Origin of the sequence: Acinetobacter sp. YH01025, assembly GCF_013420185.1 — a bacterium.
GTDB lineage: Bacteria > Pseudomonadota > Gammaproteobacteria > Pseudomonadales > Moraxellaceae > Acinetobacter > Acinetobacter indicus.
On record NZ_VOYR01000011.1, the window covers coordinates 75,453 to 90,091 of the forward strand.

Genomic DNA, 14,639 nt, shown 5'->3' on the forward strand with positions numbered 1-14,639 from the left:
TTAGTCCTTCTTCAAGTGTTTTTCAAGTAAGGCATAACGTTCGTTTTCAATGCGTTCTACTTCTGCTGCAGGAACATAGTAGTCCACTTTCTTCGTGAACGAGCTCACGATGAACGAAATGATAGACGCGATAAACGTTACAACTACTAACCACCAGATGTGCCAGATAAGTGCAAAGCCCATTACTGTGATAAACATAGCAATCACAAAGCCCGCAGCACGGTTGGTTGGCATGTGGATGTCTTCGTACTTCGCTGGTTTCGCGTAAGCTACGCCATTCTCTTTGTCAGTCCAGAAAGTATCAATACCATTGATCTTTGGAAGATGCGCAAAGTTATAGAACGGAGCAGGAGATGAAGTCGCCCATTCAAGGGTACGGCCATCCCAAGGGTCGCCAGTGTGGTCAAGACGCTGGTTACGTTGCAAGAAGCCAACAATGATTTGCATTAAGAAGCATGCAATACCAATGGCAATCATTACCGAACCCACCATCGCGATCATGACATATGGGTCCCAATCTGGGTTGTCATATGTGTTCAGACGACGCGTCATACCCATGAAACCAAGGATATACAGCGGCATGAACGCAAAGTAGAAACCTAAGAACCAGAACCAGAATGCAGCTTTACCCCAAGTTTCATTCAGTCTCCAACCAAACATTTTTGGCCAGTAGAAAATGATACCTGCGAACATCGCGAATACTACACCACCAATAATTACGTTATGGAAGTGAGCGATCAGGAATAAAGAGTTGTGTACCAGGAAGTCCGCTGGTGGAACTGCCATTAATACACCTGTTAAACCACCGATACCGAAAGTCACTAGGAAGCCAAGTGTCCACAGCATTGGAGTTGTGTAGGTGATGCGGCCCTTGTACATGGTGAATAACCAAGAGAAGATTTTCACACCCGTCGGGATCGCAATAATCATGGTCATGATACCGAAGAACGCGTTAACGTTGGCACCTGCACCCATGGTAAAGAAGTGGTGAACCCATACAACGAAAGACAATACAGTAATTGCTACAGTTGCATACACCATTGATTTGTAGCCGAACAACGTTTTACGAGAGAACGTCGCAACAACTTCTGAGTAAATACCAAATGCTGGTAATACCAAGATATAAACTTCAGGGTGACCCCAAGTCCAGATCAGGTTTACATACAACATTGGGCTACCACCCATGTCGTTTGTAAAGAAGTGGAAACCGAAGTAACGGTCAAGCGTTAACATTGCAATTGTTGCAGTTAACACTGGGAATGAAGCAATGATCAGTACCGCTGTACATAAAGATGTCCAGGTAAAGATCGGCATGTCCATTAATTTCATGCCAGGCGCACGCATCTTGATGATGGTAACGAAGAAGTTAACACCCGTTAGAAGCGTACCTAAACCGGAGATCTGTAATGCCCAGATGTAGTAGTCCATACCTACGCCTGGAGAGTATTCAATACCTGACAGTGGAGGATAAGCCATCCAGCCTGTTGCAGCGAACTCACCAAGTGCAAGTGAAACCATCATCAGACCCGCAGCACCAGCGAACAGCCAGAAGCTTAAAGAGTTTAATAATGGGAAGGCAACGTCACGAGCACCAATCTGTAAAGGTACAGAGATGTTCATCAAGCCTACTACAAGACCCATTGCCACGAAGAAGATCATGATCACACCGTGCGCGGTGAAGATCTGGTCGTAGTGCTCAGGGTGTAAATAACCTTCGCCACCACCTCGTGCAAGGAATTGCTGAAGACGCATCATGATCGCATCGGCGAAACCACGCAGTAGCATGACCACAGACACGATGATATACATGATACCAATTTTTTTATGGTCTACAGATGTGAACCATTCATTCCACAGGTAACCCCATTTCTTGAAGTAGGTAATACCCGCAACAAGAACGAGACCGCCCAGGATCATCATTACAACTGTAGCCTGTACGATTGGATCGTACGGAATTGCATCTAGTCCTAACTTACCAAACATGTCTTATTCCTCTACAGAAGCAGTCGCATGTTCAACGTTTACATGAGCTTCTGAAGCAGGCGCTTCAAGCGCAGTTTCAGCTTGAGCTGAATGGTCTGCACCATGATAGTTACTCATGTATTTATTGATCACAGATTCAAACAAGCCTTGCTCTACAGAAGAGTAATAAGTCACAGGATGTGGCTGAGTCTTATAAGGACCTTCTGCTTCAGCAGTTGCAGCAAGTTTTTTCTCTAGTTCTGTTTTCGCGTTACGAACCATTGCATCAATTTGTTTCTGTGAACGGTTACCGTCACGTAAAGATGCAAATTCAGCTTGATCTAGAACTGTTTTTTGAACAGCTTCAGGATTGATCGTTGTGCCTTGTCCGGCTTTAACCGCAGTTACCCATTGATCAAAATCGGCTTCAGTTACAGAGTGAGCAAGGAAGCGCATTTGAGAGAAACCGTAACCTGAGTAGTTAGACGAGAAGCCGCGGTATTGACCAGTGCTGTTCGCTAATAGGTTCAGGTGAGTCTGCATACCCGCCATTGCATAAATCTGACCAGACAATGCAGGGATAAAGAACGAGTTCATTGTAAAGTTAGATGTTAAACGAAGGCTTACCGGCGTTTGCTCTGGGAAGCGGATTTCGTTAACAGTCGCAATGTTCTGTTCTGGGTAGATGAAGATCCATTTGAATTGTTCGGCAATAACCTGAACAGTTAATGGAGCCTTATCTGACTCGATTGGACGGTATGGGTCATACTTGTGGGAACCCCACCAAGTTAACCAAGCTAAAATACCAATAATAATAACCGGGATACCCCAAACCACGATTTCAATCGCAGTAGAGTGTGCCCATGTTGGTTTATAGTCTGCATCTTTATTTGATGCGCGATATTTCCAACCAAACCATAATGCCATGATGATTGAAGGAATCACCACTAATAGCATCAAGTAGATCGCAGTCATCATCAGGTTCGATTGACCTTCAGCAACTGGACCTTGCGAGTTTAGAAGTACCATATCACCACCACACCCGGTTAAGAGTGCAGCCATCGTAGATAAAGACAATACAGCTAAAATCGTTTGTCTCATTTTACAACCTCGGTGAAGAGTCCCATTCCCTAATTTAATTATGGGATAGCGATTATAGTGTCGCATGATTGATAAGTATTTTTTTGACGCAAAAATCCTTGTCGATCATGATACACCGCTACGTTGTAGGGCATTATGCCTGATATCGACAAACTAAGCTACTCAAAAAGCGGCTTTAAATGACTGTAATAAAAACCGATTTTGTCACTCGGAATTAACTTTTTTACAAAATATTTTTATTTGTATATCAATGTAATGAATAAAAAAGGGATGAAATTTCATCCCTTTTTTGATCTTTTATTTTTCTTGCTTTACGACTTTGGTTTTGGCCAGTTTGTCATGCAAAGTCTGACGTTTTTCACCCAAAGCGAAGATATAATCGGCAATTGTAATAAACGGCATGAATAACAGATTCAAAATAATGAAAACCAGGGTACGCAGGGCAAATACGCGGGTCAGGCCTACTTTGCTGTGGTCTTCAGCATCGACAATCTTGATTTTGGTTAAACGTTTACCAATACTCTGTCCACTTTTGGCCAGCAGAAACGCCTGAATCCCGAGCATAATCAGCAGGTAAATAGCCATCATTTGCCAGGCATCGGCAGGAATCAGGCGAAACAGTTCTGACTGTAATTGCACGGCCTGATCAGAGCTGGTGGCTGACTGCATTTTCTGTTGCAGTTCAGACAGTTGACCAAACTGGTCCTGCGTTAAAAAGAAAGATGGAATGGCGGCAGCCGGTAACCACAGCAACAGGTCAATAATTTTCGCCAGTGCACGGGTGCCGATAGAGGCCAGTTCGGTTTGAGTGGCTTTTGCTTGCGGCTGGTTCAGGCTTGAATTGTTATAGCTGGCAGTATTCTGCGGCTGCTGAAACGGTGATGCTTCCGGTGCGGCCGGCGCAGGCTCGTAGCCTTCAGGTTGATATACAAGTTTACCTTGGGTGAGCTCACCTAAAGCTTTCCATTCTGTCATCCCTTGATGCCATGCAAGATCTGTCAGTAACACTTGCTGGCTGGCAAGCATCTGGTTTACTTGCTCCAAGGTATATGGACCGGCTTGTTGATTATTTCGTGCCAAGTAAATCTGCATAAAGTTTTAATCTCAAATCTATAAATAAAAAAGACCCAATGAATGGGTCTTTTTTAACATGTTTTATTAAGCTTGTTGAGCTTTTTCTTCAGCAAGGAAGAACCAGGTGTCTAATACTGAGTCTGGGTTCAGCGACACAGATTCAATCCCTTGTTCCATCAGCCATTTTGCCAGGTCAGGGTGGTCAGATGGACCTTGACCACAGATGCCGACATATTTGCCCGCTTTACGGCAAGCATGAATCGCCATCGACAGCAGGGCTTTTACCGCTGCATCACGTTCATCAAACAGGTGAGAAACAATACCTGAGTCACGGTCTAAACCAAGGGTTAACTGGGTCAAGTCGTTTGAACCGATTGAGAAACCGTCGAAGTGTTCAAGGAATTGCTCAGCCAACAGGGCGTTGGTTGGTAATTCACACATCATGATCACTTTCAGACCATTTTCACCACGTTTCAGGCCATTTTGTGCCAGCAGTTCCATCACACGTTTCGCTTCAGCCACAGTACGTACAAATGGAATCATGATTTGTACGTTGGTTAAGCCCATTTCATCACGGACTTTTTTCAGTGCGCGACATTCAAGCTCGAAGCAGTCACGGAAGTTGTCTGATACATAACGGCTTGCACCACGGAAGCCTAGCATCGGGTTTTCTTCTTCCGGCTCGTATAACTTACCGCCAATCAGGTTGGCATATTCGTTTGATTTGAAGTCAGACATACGCACGATGACTGGCTTGTCTGCAAACGCGGCTGCCAGCGTTGAAATACCTTCTACCAGTTTTTCAACATAGAATTCAACTGGAGAAGTATAACCCGCAGTACGTGCCATTACGGCTGCACGTGTTTCACGTGGCAAGCTGTCAATATTCAGTAATGCTTTTGGATGCACACCGATCATACGGTTAATGATGAACTCAAGACGTGCCAAACCAATGCCTTCGTTTGGAATTTGCGCGAAGTCAAACGCACGGTCCGGGTTACCCACGTTCATCATGATCTTGAATGGCAGCGCAGGCATCGACTCGATTGAGTTACGTTGTACTTCAAAATCTAAAGCACCTTCGTAAATGAAACCGGTATCACCTTCAGCACAAGATACTGTCACTTCCTGACCGTCAGTCAAGACTTCAGTGGCATTACCACAACCCACAATTGCAGGAACACCTAATTCACGCGCAATAATCGCAGCGTGACAGGTACGACCACCACGGTTCGTGACAATGGCAGCGGCACGTTTCATCACTGGTTCCCAATCCGGGTCGGTCATGTCAGAAACCAGTACATCACCGTCTTGGACTTTGTCCATTTCTTTAATCGAGGTTACGATGCGAACTTTACCAGACCCGATACGCTGACCAATTGAACGGCCTTCACACAATACCGTGCCGCGTTGTTTCAGCAGGTAACGCTCCATGGTGCCCACGTTTTGACGACTTTTCACTGTTTCCGGACGCGCCTGAACAATGTAAATTAAACCGTCATCACCATCTTTGGCCCATTCGATGTCCATTGGTGCACCGTAGTGCTCTTCAATGATTAACGCCTGTTTTGCCAGTTCTTGCAGTTCGTGATCGTTTAAGGCGAACTGTTGACGGTCGGCTTTTTCAACATCAACCACAACCACAGATTTACCAGCCGCACCTTCTTCACCATAAATCATTTTCTGGTGTTTAGAACCGAGGTTACGACGTAGAACTGCGTGTTTACCTGCTCTTAACAGTGGCTTAGAGATATAGAATTCGTCCGGGTTGACCGCACCTTGTACCACCATTTCACCCAGACCGTAAGAAGCCGTAATAAAGACTGCATCACGGAAACCAGATTCTGTATCCAGGGTGAACATTACACCTGCGGCACCTGTTTCTGAGCGCACCATGCGTTGTACGCCAGCAGACAGGGCAACAACATCATGGTCAAAGTTTTGGTGTACGCGGTAAGAAATTGCGCGGTCGTTGTACAAAGAGGCAAATACTTCTTTAATGGCAATCAGGACGTTGTCGATGCCACGGATGTTCAGGAAAGTTTCCTGTTGACCCGCGAAAGAAGCATCTGGCAAATCTTCTGCGGTAGCAGATGAACGAACGGCAACCGCGATGTCAGGGTTGCCGTTAGAAAGTTCTGCGAAAGCATCGCGGATTTCTTTTTCAAGTTCTGCCGTAAGCGGAGTGTCGACAATCCATTGACGGATTTTTGCGCCTGTCTCAGCAAGAGCATTGACGTCATCTACATTTAACGTTTTAAGCTCGGCTTGAATTTTAGCGTTTAGGCCACTTTGCTCGAGAAATTCACGATAAGCTTGAGCCGTTGTCGCAAAGCCACCTGGTACAGAGACGCCAGCATTAGACAAATGGCTGATCATTTCGCCCAGAGATGAGTTTTTCCCACCTACGAGCTCAACGTCGTGTTTCCCTAATTTTTCTAGACCAATTACGCGCGCTTCCAAAGTTATTACTCCACTTTTGCAGTATTAATCACTATCTTGGCATGAAATTATATTGAATATGCTTAGCTTTTTGATTTAACTAAGCGACAGTCATGTAAGATCAGTTTACTATAAAGATTATATAGCACTAAGACAAATGTTTAAGGAGAATTTTAATGTCCGAAGGTAAACAAATTAAGCGGAGTGTGTTCTTTATTTCCGATGGAACCGCAATTACAGCCGAAACCTTGGGACACTCCCTTTTAGCGCAGTTTCCGAATGTCGATTTTGACATTCATATTATTCCCTATATCAGCTCGGAAGAAGCAGCCACCGATGTGGTGTCAGAAATTAACCGACGTGCTAAATTAGACGGTCAGCCGCCACTGGTATTTGATACGTTGGTCGATCCGTATGTGCGCGATATTATCAATACCGCCAATGCCGTCAATCTGGACGTATTTGAGGGGTTGATCAGCAAACTGGCCGATGAGCTGGGCACACAGCCAACCACGCTGGTAGGGCAGACCCATGCTGTAACTGATTCAGAATCGTATAAAGCGCGAATTGATGCGGTACATTTTGCTTTGGACAATGATGATGGCGCACGTACCCGTCACTATGACAAAGCTGATCTGATTCTCATTGGCGTATCCCGTTCTGGTAAAACCCCAACCTCGATTTATTTGTCATTACAGTTTGGTATACGTGTGGCCAACTATCCACTGACCGAAGAAGATCTGGATGATAACCGTTTGCCAGCTGTGCTGCGTCCACACAAACATAAATTATTCGGTTTGATGATTGATGCCGAGCGTCTGGTGGCAATTCGTACCGAACGTAAAGCCAATAGCCGTTATGCCAGCTTTAACCAGTGCCAGATGGAATTACGTGCCATTGAAGGCATTTATATTTCTGAAGGTATTAAATACCTGAATGTGTCTGAAATGTCGATTGAAGAAATTTCGACCCGTGTCCTGCAAATGACCGGTCTGAAACGTCGTATTGGTTAAGTAATTGTTGTTAAAGCTGGAATACTACAGGCTGCAGTATTCCAGTGGATATTAGACTGAAAATAAATTAAAAAACTAAAAAATCGGCCTAAAATCCTGTTTCATCCATTGCTCTCATCGGCTTGAAAATTAATAACACTTTTCTCTTAATTTACCGCTCTTTTAATTTACTTGTACCTGTATTTACTTTTCCGGATTACGGTGAGTCGTAATAATCACATCGACCTTATATTCACTGCCATCAATGGTATAAATACTGTGTTCTGCAATTCGGGCAATGGGCCAGGTAATTAACTGACAGTTGTCACGTTGCAGCGCAGCATAATAACTGTCCGATTTAAAATAGGCGTGCTGGGTATCGGCAATATTCGGGGTCAGCTGACGTTTTAGCCAGGTATCTACCACCTGCGCATCTAAAAAGCGCAAGGCCAGAATATTCTTGACCCGGTTGTTAAACAGCCGGCGGTTTTTAAATACCAGCGGATGGCTGATTAAACGATGGATACCGCGTTCGGTACTCGGTAATACAAAATGCGGTTCAATCTGAAAGACTTTAACCTGACTGGCGACCTGGGCAATTTTGTCCAGCTGCGAGACACTGTCCTGATTGGCACCAATAATCGCCACGCTGCGTTGACTGAAGTCATGCTGTTTGCTGTCTTTGGCATTGATGCAAAGCCCCTGAAAGGCATGAAAGTCTGCTGCACAATTTTCAAAAAAGCTTTTGCCGGTATCCTGCTGTTTAACGACCATGAGGGCATCCTTTCATTCTTGGTTTTATCAATTTAGATGTTTTACTCTATTTTTAGTCAGCTCTTGCTGGAAGGTAAAGCGCTTTAACTATCTGGCCAGTCATTTCGGTCACGGTGACGAAAATATCAGTGCAGGATGGGGCGAGAATAGATTCACCGTCACAATAAAAAAAGCCTGTAAATCCACACGGTTTACAGGCTCCATTACAGCTCGATGAAACTTATTTGAGCTGCATCAGGTAGTCAAAGTTTTGCAGACGTTTTTCAGTGTCATAGACATCACAGGTAAAGATAAACTCATCGACCTCATAACGGCTCAACAACTGTTCTAAGCCGGCTTTAACAGTCGAAGGTGAGCCAATTTGACCCATGGCATAGAAGTTATCCACCGACATTTTTTCAGCCGGTGACCATAAACCGTCCATGCTGGCGACTGGCGCTTTCAGTTTCAGGCTCTGACCACGCATTAAACCTAAAACCCGCTGATAGGCACTGGTGGCCAAAAACTGCGCTTCTTCATCGGTGGCCGCCACGACCGTTGGCACGCCCATCGATACATAAGGCCGATCTAGATATTCAGACGGCTGGAAGTTATCCCGATACAGCTGAATGGCCTGACCGAGCATCCGCGGCGCAAAGTGTGAGGCAAACGAGTAGGGCAGACCCAATCGGGCTGCCAGCTGGGCACTAAACAGGCTGGAACCGAGTAACCAGACCGGAACATGGGTGCCTTGTCCCGGCGTCGCTACAATGCGTTGCTGCGGTTCAGGTTCTTTGAAATAGTGCAGAATTTCCAGCACATCTTGCGGGAACTGGTCTTCAGTTTCCTGACGGCCACGGCGCAAGGCACGCATGGTGGTCTGATCAGTGCCGGGCGCACGACCAAGACCCAGCTCAATCCGGTCCGGATAGAGTGTAGCCAGTGTACCGAACTGTTCTGCCACCACTAAAGGGGCGTGGTTGGGCAACATAATCCCGCCAGAGCCGACTTTTAAAGTCTGGGTGTTGGCCAGAATGTAGCCGAGCAGCACCGCTGTGGCCGAGCTGGCAATGCCGTCCATATTATGATGTTCAGCCAGCCAGAAGCGGGCATAGCCCAGTTTTTCTGCCCGTTGCGCCAGCTCTAGCGCATGATGCAGGGAAAATTGAATGGTTTTATCGTCACGAACCGGTGCCAGTTCCAGAATGGAAAATTGTGTGTCTTTTAAACTGCGCATTGGCGTTCTCTATTCACATATCTATGGCTCACAGCATACGTTGTGTCCCGATGTTTGTATATCGTTTTTTTTCGATATAAGGTTTCATCGTGTAAAACAACACAAGCACCCGAGGGTGCTTGTGATAGGTTTAGATTCTGAACTTTGAAATTAACGGCGTTTTCCGTTTTTATAATGACCCAGATGCAGGCCATTATCACTGCGGTAACGGTCATTATAACGATAGTCGTTGTAACGGTAGCCACGGCTGTCGTAGCGACGATCATAACGGTCATCATAACGGCGATCTTCGCTGACTTTGGTACCTAACACTGCACCGGCACCACCACCTAAGGCTGCGCCAATATAACCACCATTGCTGCCGGCCATGTTTTTACCGACACTATAACCACCAGCGCTACCTAAAGCGGCACCAATGGCTGCACCATTGCGGTCACGTTTATCGGCAGAGACTGCTGCACCACCGGCACCACCCAAGGCAGAACCAATTAACGCACCGGTTGAGCCGCCCATTTGCTGGCCAATGGCTGCACCGACCACACCACCTAAAGCGGAACCTACTGCGACACGGGTGTTGTTGTCGGCGTGTGCTGTACCCATCATAAGCGCTGAGCTGGCCAGTACTGTACTCAATAAAATTTTGTTGATCTTCATGGTTACACTCCAAAGAGCACATTCAATTTGTCTTGACTTTAATGTAGAAAAACTTTGAGAAAAGATCGTGGAGGGCACAGGTGTCAAAATGCTAATTTTGGTCAATGCTGTGTAATTTTTCTGTCGAATCTCTTCATAATTGCCTCCTCATCCATCTACTGAAAAAATGAAATCCCAGGCGTAAAAAAAGCATCCTGAAGATGCTTTTTTTACAAGGGGAGAATTAACGACGACGTTTTTTCTTCCATTTACGTTCCTGGTAACGGTCGTATTCTTTATCTTTGGAAATCTTGTTACCCAGCGCTGCACCACCGGCTGCACCGAGCGCTGCACCAATATAACCACCGTTAGTACCGCCCATGTTCTGACCCACGGTATAACCCGCACCGCCACCTAAGGCACCGCCAATGGCAGATTCAGTACGATGGCGTTTGTTACTGGCTACAGCTGCGCCACCTGCACCACCTAAAGCCGCACCAATGGTTGCACCCGTGGTACCGCCCATGTTTTTACCTAAGGCTGTACCTGCGACACTACCTAAGGCACTGGCTGCAGCTACACGGGTCGCATTGTCAGCATGTGCATTCACCGTCATGAAAGAAGTGGCAGCAAGCGTTGCACTTAATAAAACAGCATTGAGTTTCATATTCACTCCATGTCCAAGAGCGGACTTTTTAATGTCATTTGATGGCAGTAAATGTAACAAAAGGATTCCCTGCAAATATGGAGAGGCACCTTCATAATTCAGTGCTTTGGTTTCGGCTTTGTATAAGTTGTATTAAAACTGTCGATTTTATCGGCAGCCCAGACTTTAAATTGAAAGAGGCAGGATGCATCTCTTGCACGCTGTAGCGTATTTGCCGGATTTGGCCATCAACCACGCAGTTTCTGCTACGAATAAAGATGTTATTTGCTGGCCAGAATCGTTAAACTATGGCAATTTTTTGATTTCGCTGGCCTTATTGAATTAGGGCGACAGCCTGTATATTGAGATAATTTGCACAATGAAAGAATCGTTACGTTTACGATTAGATCAACTTTCTGACCGTCACGAAGAATTAACAGCACTCTTGGCCGATGCTGAAGTCATTTCCGATAACAAACGCTTTCGCCAGCTGTCGCGCGAACACAATGACCTGAGCGAAATTACCGAAGTCTGGGGCAAATATACCCAGGCCGAAGCCGATATTGAAACGGCTGAAGCAATGCTGTCCGATCCTGACTTTAAAGAGATGGCGCAGGAAGAGATCAAGGAAAACAAGGCACTGATTGAACAGCTGGAAGCGGATTTAAACATCCTGATGATTCCTAAAGATCCGAATGATGCCAACTCGGCCTATCTGGAAATTCGTGCCGGCACCGGTGGTGATGAAGCAGCAATTTTCTCCGGCGATTTATTCCGCATGTACAGCAAATATGCCGAATCTCAAGGCTGGCGTATTGAAGTGCTGTCAGAAAACGAAGGCGAACACGGCGGCTATAAAGAAGTGATTTGTCTGGTTAATGGTGACGGGGTCTATGGCCGCCTGAAATTTGAAAGTGGCGCACATCGTGTCCAGCGTGTTCCGGCAACTGAATCGCAAGGCCGTGTACATACGTCCGCCTGTACCGTGGCTATTTTGCCTGAAATTGATGTCGATACCACGGTGGATATTAACCCGGCAGATTTACGTATTGATACCTACCGCGCGTCGGGTGCTGGTGGTCAGCACGTCAACAAAACTGACTCTGCGGTGCGTATTACCCATATTCCAACCGGAACGGTAGTGGAATGTCAGGAAGAACGTTCGCAGCACAAGAACAAAGCCAAAGCCATGGCCTTATTGGCCTCACGTCTGGAAAATGCCAAACGTGCTGCAGCAGATGCTGCCACTTCGGAAATGCGTCGTGACTTGGTCGGTTCCGGTGACCGTTCCGAGCGTATTCGCACCTATAACTATCCGCAAGGGCGGATGACCGATCATCGTATTAACTTAACTTTATATAAGTTAGATGCAGTGATGGAAGGTGATTTAACCGAATTGCTGGACAGCCTGCACCGTGAATATCAGGCCGATCAGCTGGCTTTACTTGCCCAGCAAAATGGTGGCTAATGAAAATTGCCGATGCACTGGCCATTCGTGGCGTAGTAGACAGCTACGAACGTCAGGAAAATCTCTGGCTACTGGAGCATATTCTAGGTTTATCTGCCTTGGCGCTGAAATATCAGGCCGATCGTGAGCTAAGCCCAGAACAGGAACAGCAATATCTTGCGGGTATTGCCCGGATTGAAGCAGGGGAACCCTTGGCCTATGTCACCGGTTCACAGCCATTCTGGACACTGGATTTAAAAGTCACACCAGATACCCTGGTGCCAAGACCAGATACCGAAGTACTGGTAGAAAGCTGTTTGCAACTGGATTTACCGGCACAAGCGGCGATTATCGACTTGGGTACCGGCACCGGTGCGATTGCCTTGGCCTTGGCATCGGAACGTCCGGATTGGCAGGTGACTGCAACCGATATTTATCCGCCGACTCTGGCGGTTGCCAAAGAAAATGCGCAGACGCATAACTTGGAGCGGGTAGAGTTTAAGCTGGGCGCCTGGTTTGCTGCTTTAGGCGTTCCTGCCGAGCCGAGGTTTGATCTGATTGTGTCGAATCCACCGTATATTGCGGCTGATGATGTACATATGAAAGATTTGGCCACCGAACCTGAACGGGCCTTAGTGGCGGCCAAGCAGGGCTTATCTGATCTTGAGATTATTATTCAGCAAGGCAAGCACTGGTTAAAACCGCAAGGCTGGATTGCTGTAGAGCATGGTTATGATCAGGCAGTAGCTGTGCAAAATATCTTTAACGATGCCGGTTTTGTTGCGGTACGCACCATTCTGGATTATGGCGGTAATGATCGGGTGACTATCGGCCAACTCGGCGATTAAGTCAGGTTGCCTTTAATCGCCTGAATGGCCGGAGGTAATTCTTCACCCAAGGCACTCAGCATTTCCCGTTCGATTAGCCGGACCATGGCACTCAGTGGCAGGTCATTGTCTTGCAGGCCAAACGGTTCTTCCAGCTGTTCGCTTAAGGCATCCAAGCCCAAAAACAGATAGGCAATCAATCCCACCAGAATGGGGGTCCAGATACCTAAATTCGCCTCTAAACTAAAAGGCAGAATAAAGCAGAAACAGTACACGGTGCGGTGTAGCAATACCGAATACGAAAACGGCAAAGGTGTGGTCAGAATCCGGTCACAACCGGCCTGAATATCCCCTAAGCTGATAATGTGCTTGTTCAGGCCATGATAGACAATATCTGACAGTTCGCCGCTGTGCAGGGCCTTGACCAGATCTTTCTGAATCTGTTCCAGAATAAACTGGGCGGCATTAATATGCCCAAACAGCGCCTGATAATCGGCCGGGCTTAAATTGACCTTGTTATGATAAAAATCAATCGGCTCATTCTGGGTGCGCAGCCGGTTTTTCAGTAAATTGCTAAACAGCATTACCCGATACATCAGCACCTGACGTTCGGCGGGCGGCAACACATAGGAATCACGGGCAAGATGGCGTGAGGTGGCAATCAGCTGCCCCCATAATTTGCGGCCTTCCCACCAGCGTTCATAACTGGCAGTATTTCTGAAACTGAGGAAAATCGACAGGATAACCCCGAAAATGGTAAAGCCAATCGCGGGCACGGCCGGCGCCTGTACATAATGATGCGAGGACAGATAGACCAGCACGGTGGAAATGAACACCACCATCATTAAGGCCGGCATGACCTTGGGCAAGATGGTGCCTGACCATGCAAAAAGTAATGCGAAACTGTTGCTTTTATCCCGAATAATCATAGTGCTTCTGCGCGGATGCTCAGCCGTAGTGTTCCATAGCCGGACAAGGCAATGCAAGCCGTATACGTTGGGATGATTCAGTATAATCCAGTCAAAAAAAGTGACGCCGTAGCGTCACTTGAATAAGGCGTTGGGTAACTGCTCAAGATTTACATTGGATAATCTTGCAGACAGTCAGATACTTCCACCTGAGCCAGGCTATCGGTTTCTAAAGCCAGACACAGCGCTACAATTTTTGCCGTTTCGCTCAGGTTTTCATCTTTAAGTGCTAAGCCTGCTTGTAAGGCGTGCAGATCTTCCTGAGGAATATCTAAGGCTTGTGCCGCTTCTAGCGCATCTTCACGATCAAAAAATGCCGCCATCGCATTACGTAACTGATCTTCAGAGGTGTTGAGAATGCCTTGATTCAGCAATTCATCAAGTTGCTCTGAAGGAGTAGAAAGTGCGTGATTAAAATTTTGAACCAGATTTTGTGCAAGCACATCAATCATCTTAAGCATGGGAACCTCTAAAGATGGAGTACAACAAGGAGGAGGAGGGATTACAGCCAAAATTGCATAGAATCTATGCGATAAATTGAGCGAAAATTAATCTAT

13 protein-coding genes are annotated in these 14,639 nt (G+C 46.4%); 3 read left to right on the forward strand and 10 right to left on the reverse strand.

All coding sequences use genetic code 11. From position 1 onward, the window contains the following. From cyoB to ppsA, 4 genes are all read right to left on the reverse strand, one after another. Positions 1–1,983, reverse strand: a complete 1,983-nt coding sequence (gene cyoB / locus FTT89_RS11670; RefSeq protein WP_180172861.1) for a cytochrome o ubiquinol oxidase subunit I — start codon at positions 1,981–1,983, stop codon at positions 1–3. Between the two features lie 3 nt (positions 1,984–1,986). Then, positions 1,987–3,063 (reverse strand): ubiquinol oxidase subunit II, encoded by a 1,077-nt coding sequence (gene cyoA / locus FTT89_RS11675; protein WP_005178724.1) that lies wholly within the window; start codon positions 3,061–3,063, stop codon positions 1,987–1,989. A 297-nt stretch (positions 3,064–3,360) separates the two neighbouring features. Next, the gene (locus FTT89_RS11680; RefSeq protein WP_075166879.1) at positions 3,361–4,155 is read right to left on the reverse strand and encodes an RDD family protein; all 795 of its coding nucleotides are present in this window, start codon (positions 4,153–4,155) and stop codon (positions 3,361–3,363) included. 66 nt (positions 4,156–4,221) lie between these two features. Next, on the reverse strand, positions 4,222–6,600 hold the full coding sequence (gene ppsA, locus FTT89_RS11685; RefSeq protein WP_005178721.1) for a phosphoenolpyruvate synthase: 2,379 nt from the start codon (positions 6,598–6,600) through the stop codon (positions 4,222–4,224). 155 nt (positions 6,601–6,755) lie between these two features. Between ppsA and FTT89_RS11690 the strand changes: the two genes are divergently transcribed. After that, positions 6,756–7,592, forward strand: coding sequence for a pyruvate, water dikinase regulatory protein (locus tag FTT89_RS11690; protein ID WP_180061421.1), 837 nt, complete (start codon positions 6,756–6,758; stop codon positions 7,590–7,592). Between the two features lie 183 nt (positions 7,593–7,775). Here FTT89_RS11690 and FTT89_RS11695 read toward each other — a convergent pair whose 3' ends face one another. From FTT89_RS11695 to FTT89_RS11710, 4 genes are all read right to left on the reverse strand, one after another. Then, positions 7,776–8,345: a flavoprotein gene (locus FTT89_RS11695; protein ID WP_180061422.1), complete on the reverse strand. Its 570-nt coding sequence runs from the start codon at positions 8,343–8,345 to the stop codon at positions 7,776–7,778. 220 nt (positions 8,346–8,565) lie between these two features. Next, positions 8,566–9,561, reverse strand: coding sequence for an LLM class flavin-dependent oxidoreductase (locus FTT89_RS11700; protein WP_005178716.1), 996 nt, complete (start codon positions 9,559–9,561; stop codon positions 8,566–8,568). A gap of 150 nt (positions 9,562–9,711) precedes the next feature. Continuing rightward, a complete protein-coding gene (locus FTT89_RS11705; RefSeq protein WP_005178715.1) occupies positions 9,712–10,215 on the reverse strand; it encodes a glycine zipper domain-containing protein in 504 nt (167 codons plus the stop codon). A 223-nt stretch (positions 10,216–10,438) separates the two neighbouring features. After that, on the reverse strand, positions 10,439–10,861 hold the full coding sequence (locus FTT89_RS11710; protein WP_005178713.1) for a glycine zipper domain-containing protein: 423 nt from the start codon (positions 10,859–10,861) through the stop codon (positions 10,439–10,441). A 358-nt stretch (positions 10,862–11,219) separates the two neighbouring features. Here FTT89_RS11710 and prfA point away from each other — a divergent pair, with 358 nt between their 5' ends. Then, the gene (gene prfA, locus FTT89_RS11715) at positions 11,220–12,308 is read left to right on the forward strand and encodes a peptide chain release factor 1 (RefSeq protein ID WP_005178710.1); all 1,089 of its coding nucleotides are present in this window, start codon (positions 11,220–11,222) and stop codon (positions 12,306–12,308) included. Continuing rightward, positions 12,308–13,135, forward strand: a complete 828-nt coding sequence (prmC, locus tag FTT89_RS11720) for a peptide chain release factor N(5)-glutamine methyltransferase (protein ID WP_180061423.1) — start codon at positions 12,308–12,310, stop codon at positions 13,133–13,135. Before prfA ends, prmC begins: the two co-directional genes overlap by 1 nt. On the opposite strand, the gene FTT89_RS11725 is transcribed toward prmC, so the two are convergent. Together FTT89_RS11725 and FTT89_RS11730 are read right to left on the reverse strand one after the other, a co-directional pair. Continuing rightward, entirely contained in the window at positions 13,132–14,043 is a 912-nt protein-coding gene (locus FTT89_RS11725; RefSeq protein ID WP_005178708.1) for a bestrophin family protein, read from the reverse strand. The two genes, prmC and FTT89_RS11725, sit on opposite strands and share 4 nt — an antisense overlap. A gap of 149 nt (positions 14,044–14,192) precedes the next feature. Beyond that, positions 14,193–14,543 carry a hypothetical protein gene (locus tag FTT89_RS11730; RefSeq protein ID WP_005178707.1) on the reverse strand — a complete coding sequence of 117 codons (351 nt, stop codon included), beginning with the start codon at positions 14,541–14,543 and terminating at the stop codon, positions 14,193–14,195. Positions 14,544–14,639 lie beyond the last annotated feature (96 nt).

Excerpts from the sequence above, each read along its gene's own strand:
- FTT89_RS11680 (WP_075166879.1), bottom strand. The coding sequence starts at position 4,155 with ATGCAGATTTACTTGGCACGAAATAATCAACAAGCCGGTCCATATACC.
- FTT89_RS11710 (WP_005178713.1), bottom strand. The coding sequence starts at position 10,861 with ATGAAACTCAATGCTGTTTTATTAAGTGCAACGCTTGCTGCCACTTCT.
- FTT89_RS11705 (WP_005178715.1), bottom strand. The coding sequence starts at position 10,215 with ATGAAGATCAACAAAATTTTATTGAGTACAGTACTGGCCAGCTCAGCG.
- FTT89_RS11690 (WP_180061421.1), top strand. The coding sequence starts at position 6,756 with ATGTCCGAAGGTAAACAAATTAAGCGGAGTGTGTTCTTTATTTCCGAT.
- prmC (WP_180061423.1), top strand. The coding sequence starts at position 12,308 with ATGAAAATTGCCGATGCACTGGCCATTCGTGGCGTAGTAGACAGCTAC.
- FTT89_RS11695 (WP_180061422.1), bottom strand. The coding sequence starts at position 8,345 with ATGGTCGTTAAACAGCAGGATACCGGCAAAAGCTTTTTTGAAAATTGT.
- FTT89_RS11730 (WP_005178707.1), bottom strand. The coding sequence starts at position 14,543 with ATGCTTAAGATGATTGATGTGCTTGCACAAAATCTGGTTCAAAATTTT.
- FTT89_RS11725 (WP_005178708.1), bottom strand. The coding sequence starts at position 14,043 with ATGATTATTCGGGATAAAAGCAACAGTTTCGCATTACTTTTTGCATGG.
- prfA (WP_005178710.1), top strand. The coding sequence starts at position 11,220 with ATGAAAGAATCGTTACGTTTACGATTAGATCAACTTTCTGACCGTCAC.
- cyoB (WP_180172861.1), bottom strand. The coding sequence starts at position 1,983 with ATGTTTGGTAAGTTAGGACTAGATGCAATTCCGTACGATCCAATCGTA.
- FTT89_RS11700 (WP_005178716.1), bottom strand. The coding sequence starts at position 9,561 with ATGCGCAGTTTAAAAGACACACAATTTTCCATTCTGGAACTGGCACCG.
- cyoA (WP_005178724.1), bottom strand. The coding sequence starts at position 3,063 with ATGAGACAAACGATTTTAGCTGTATTGTCTTTATCTACGATGGCTGCA.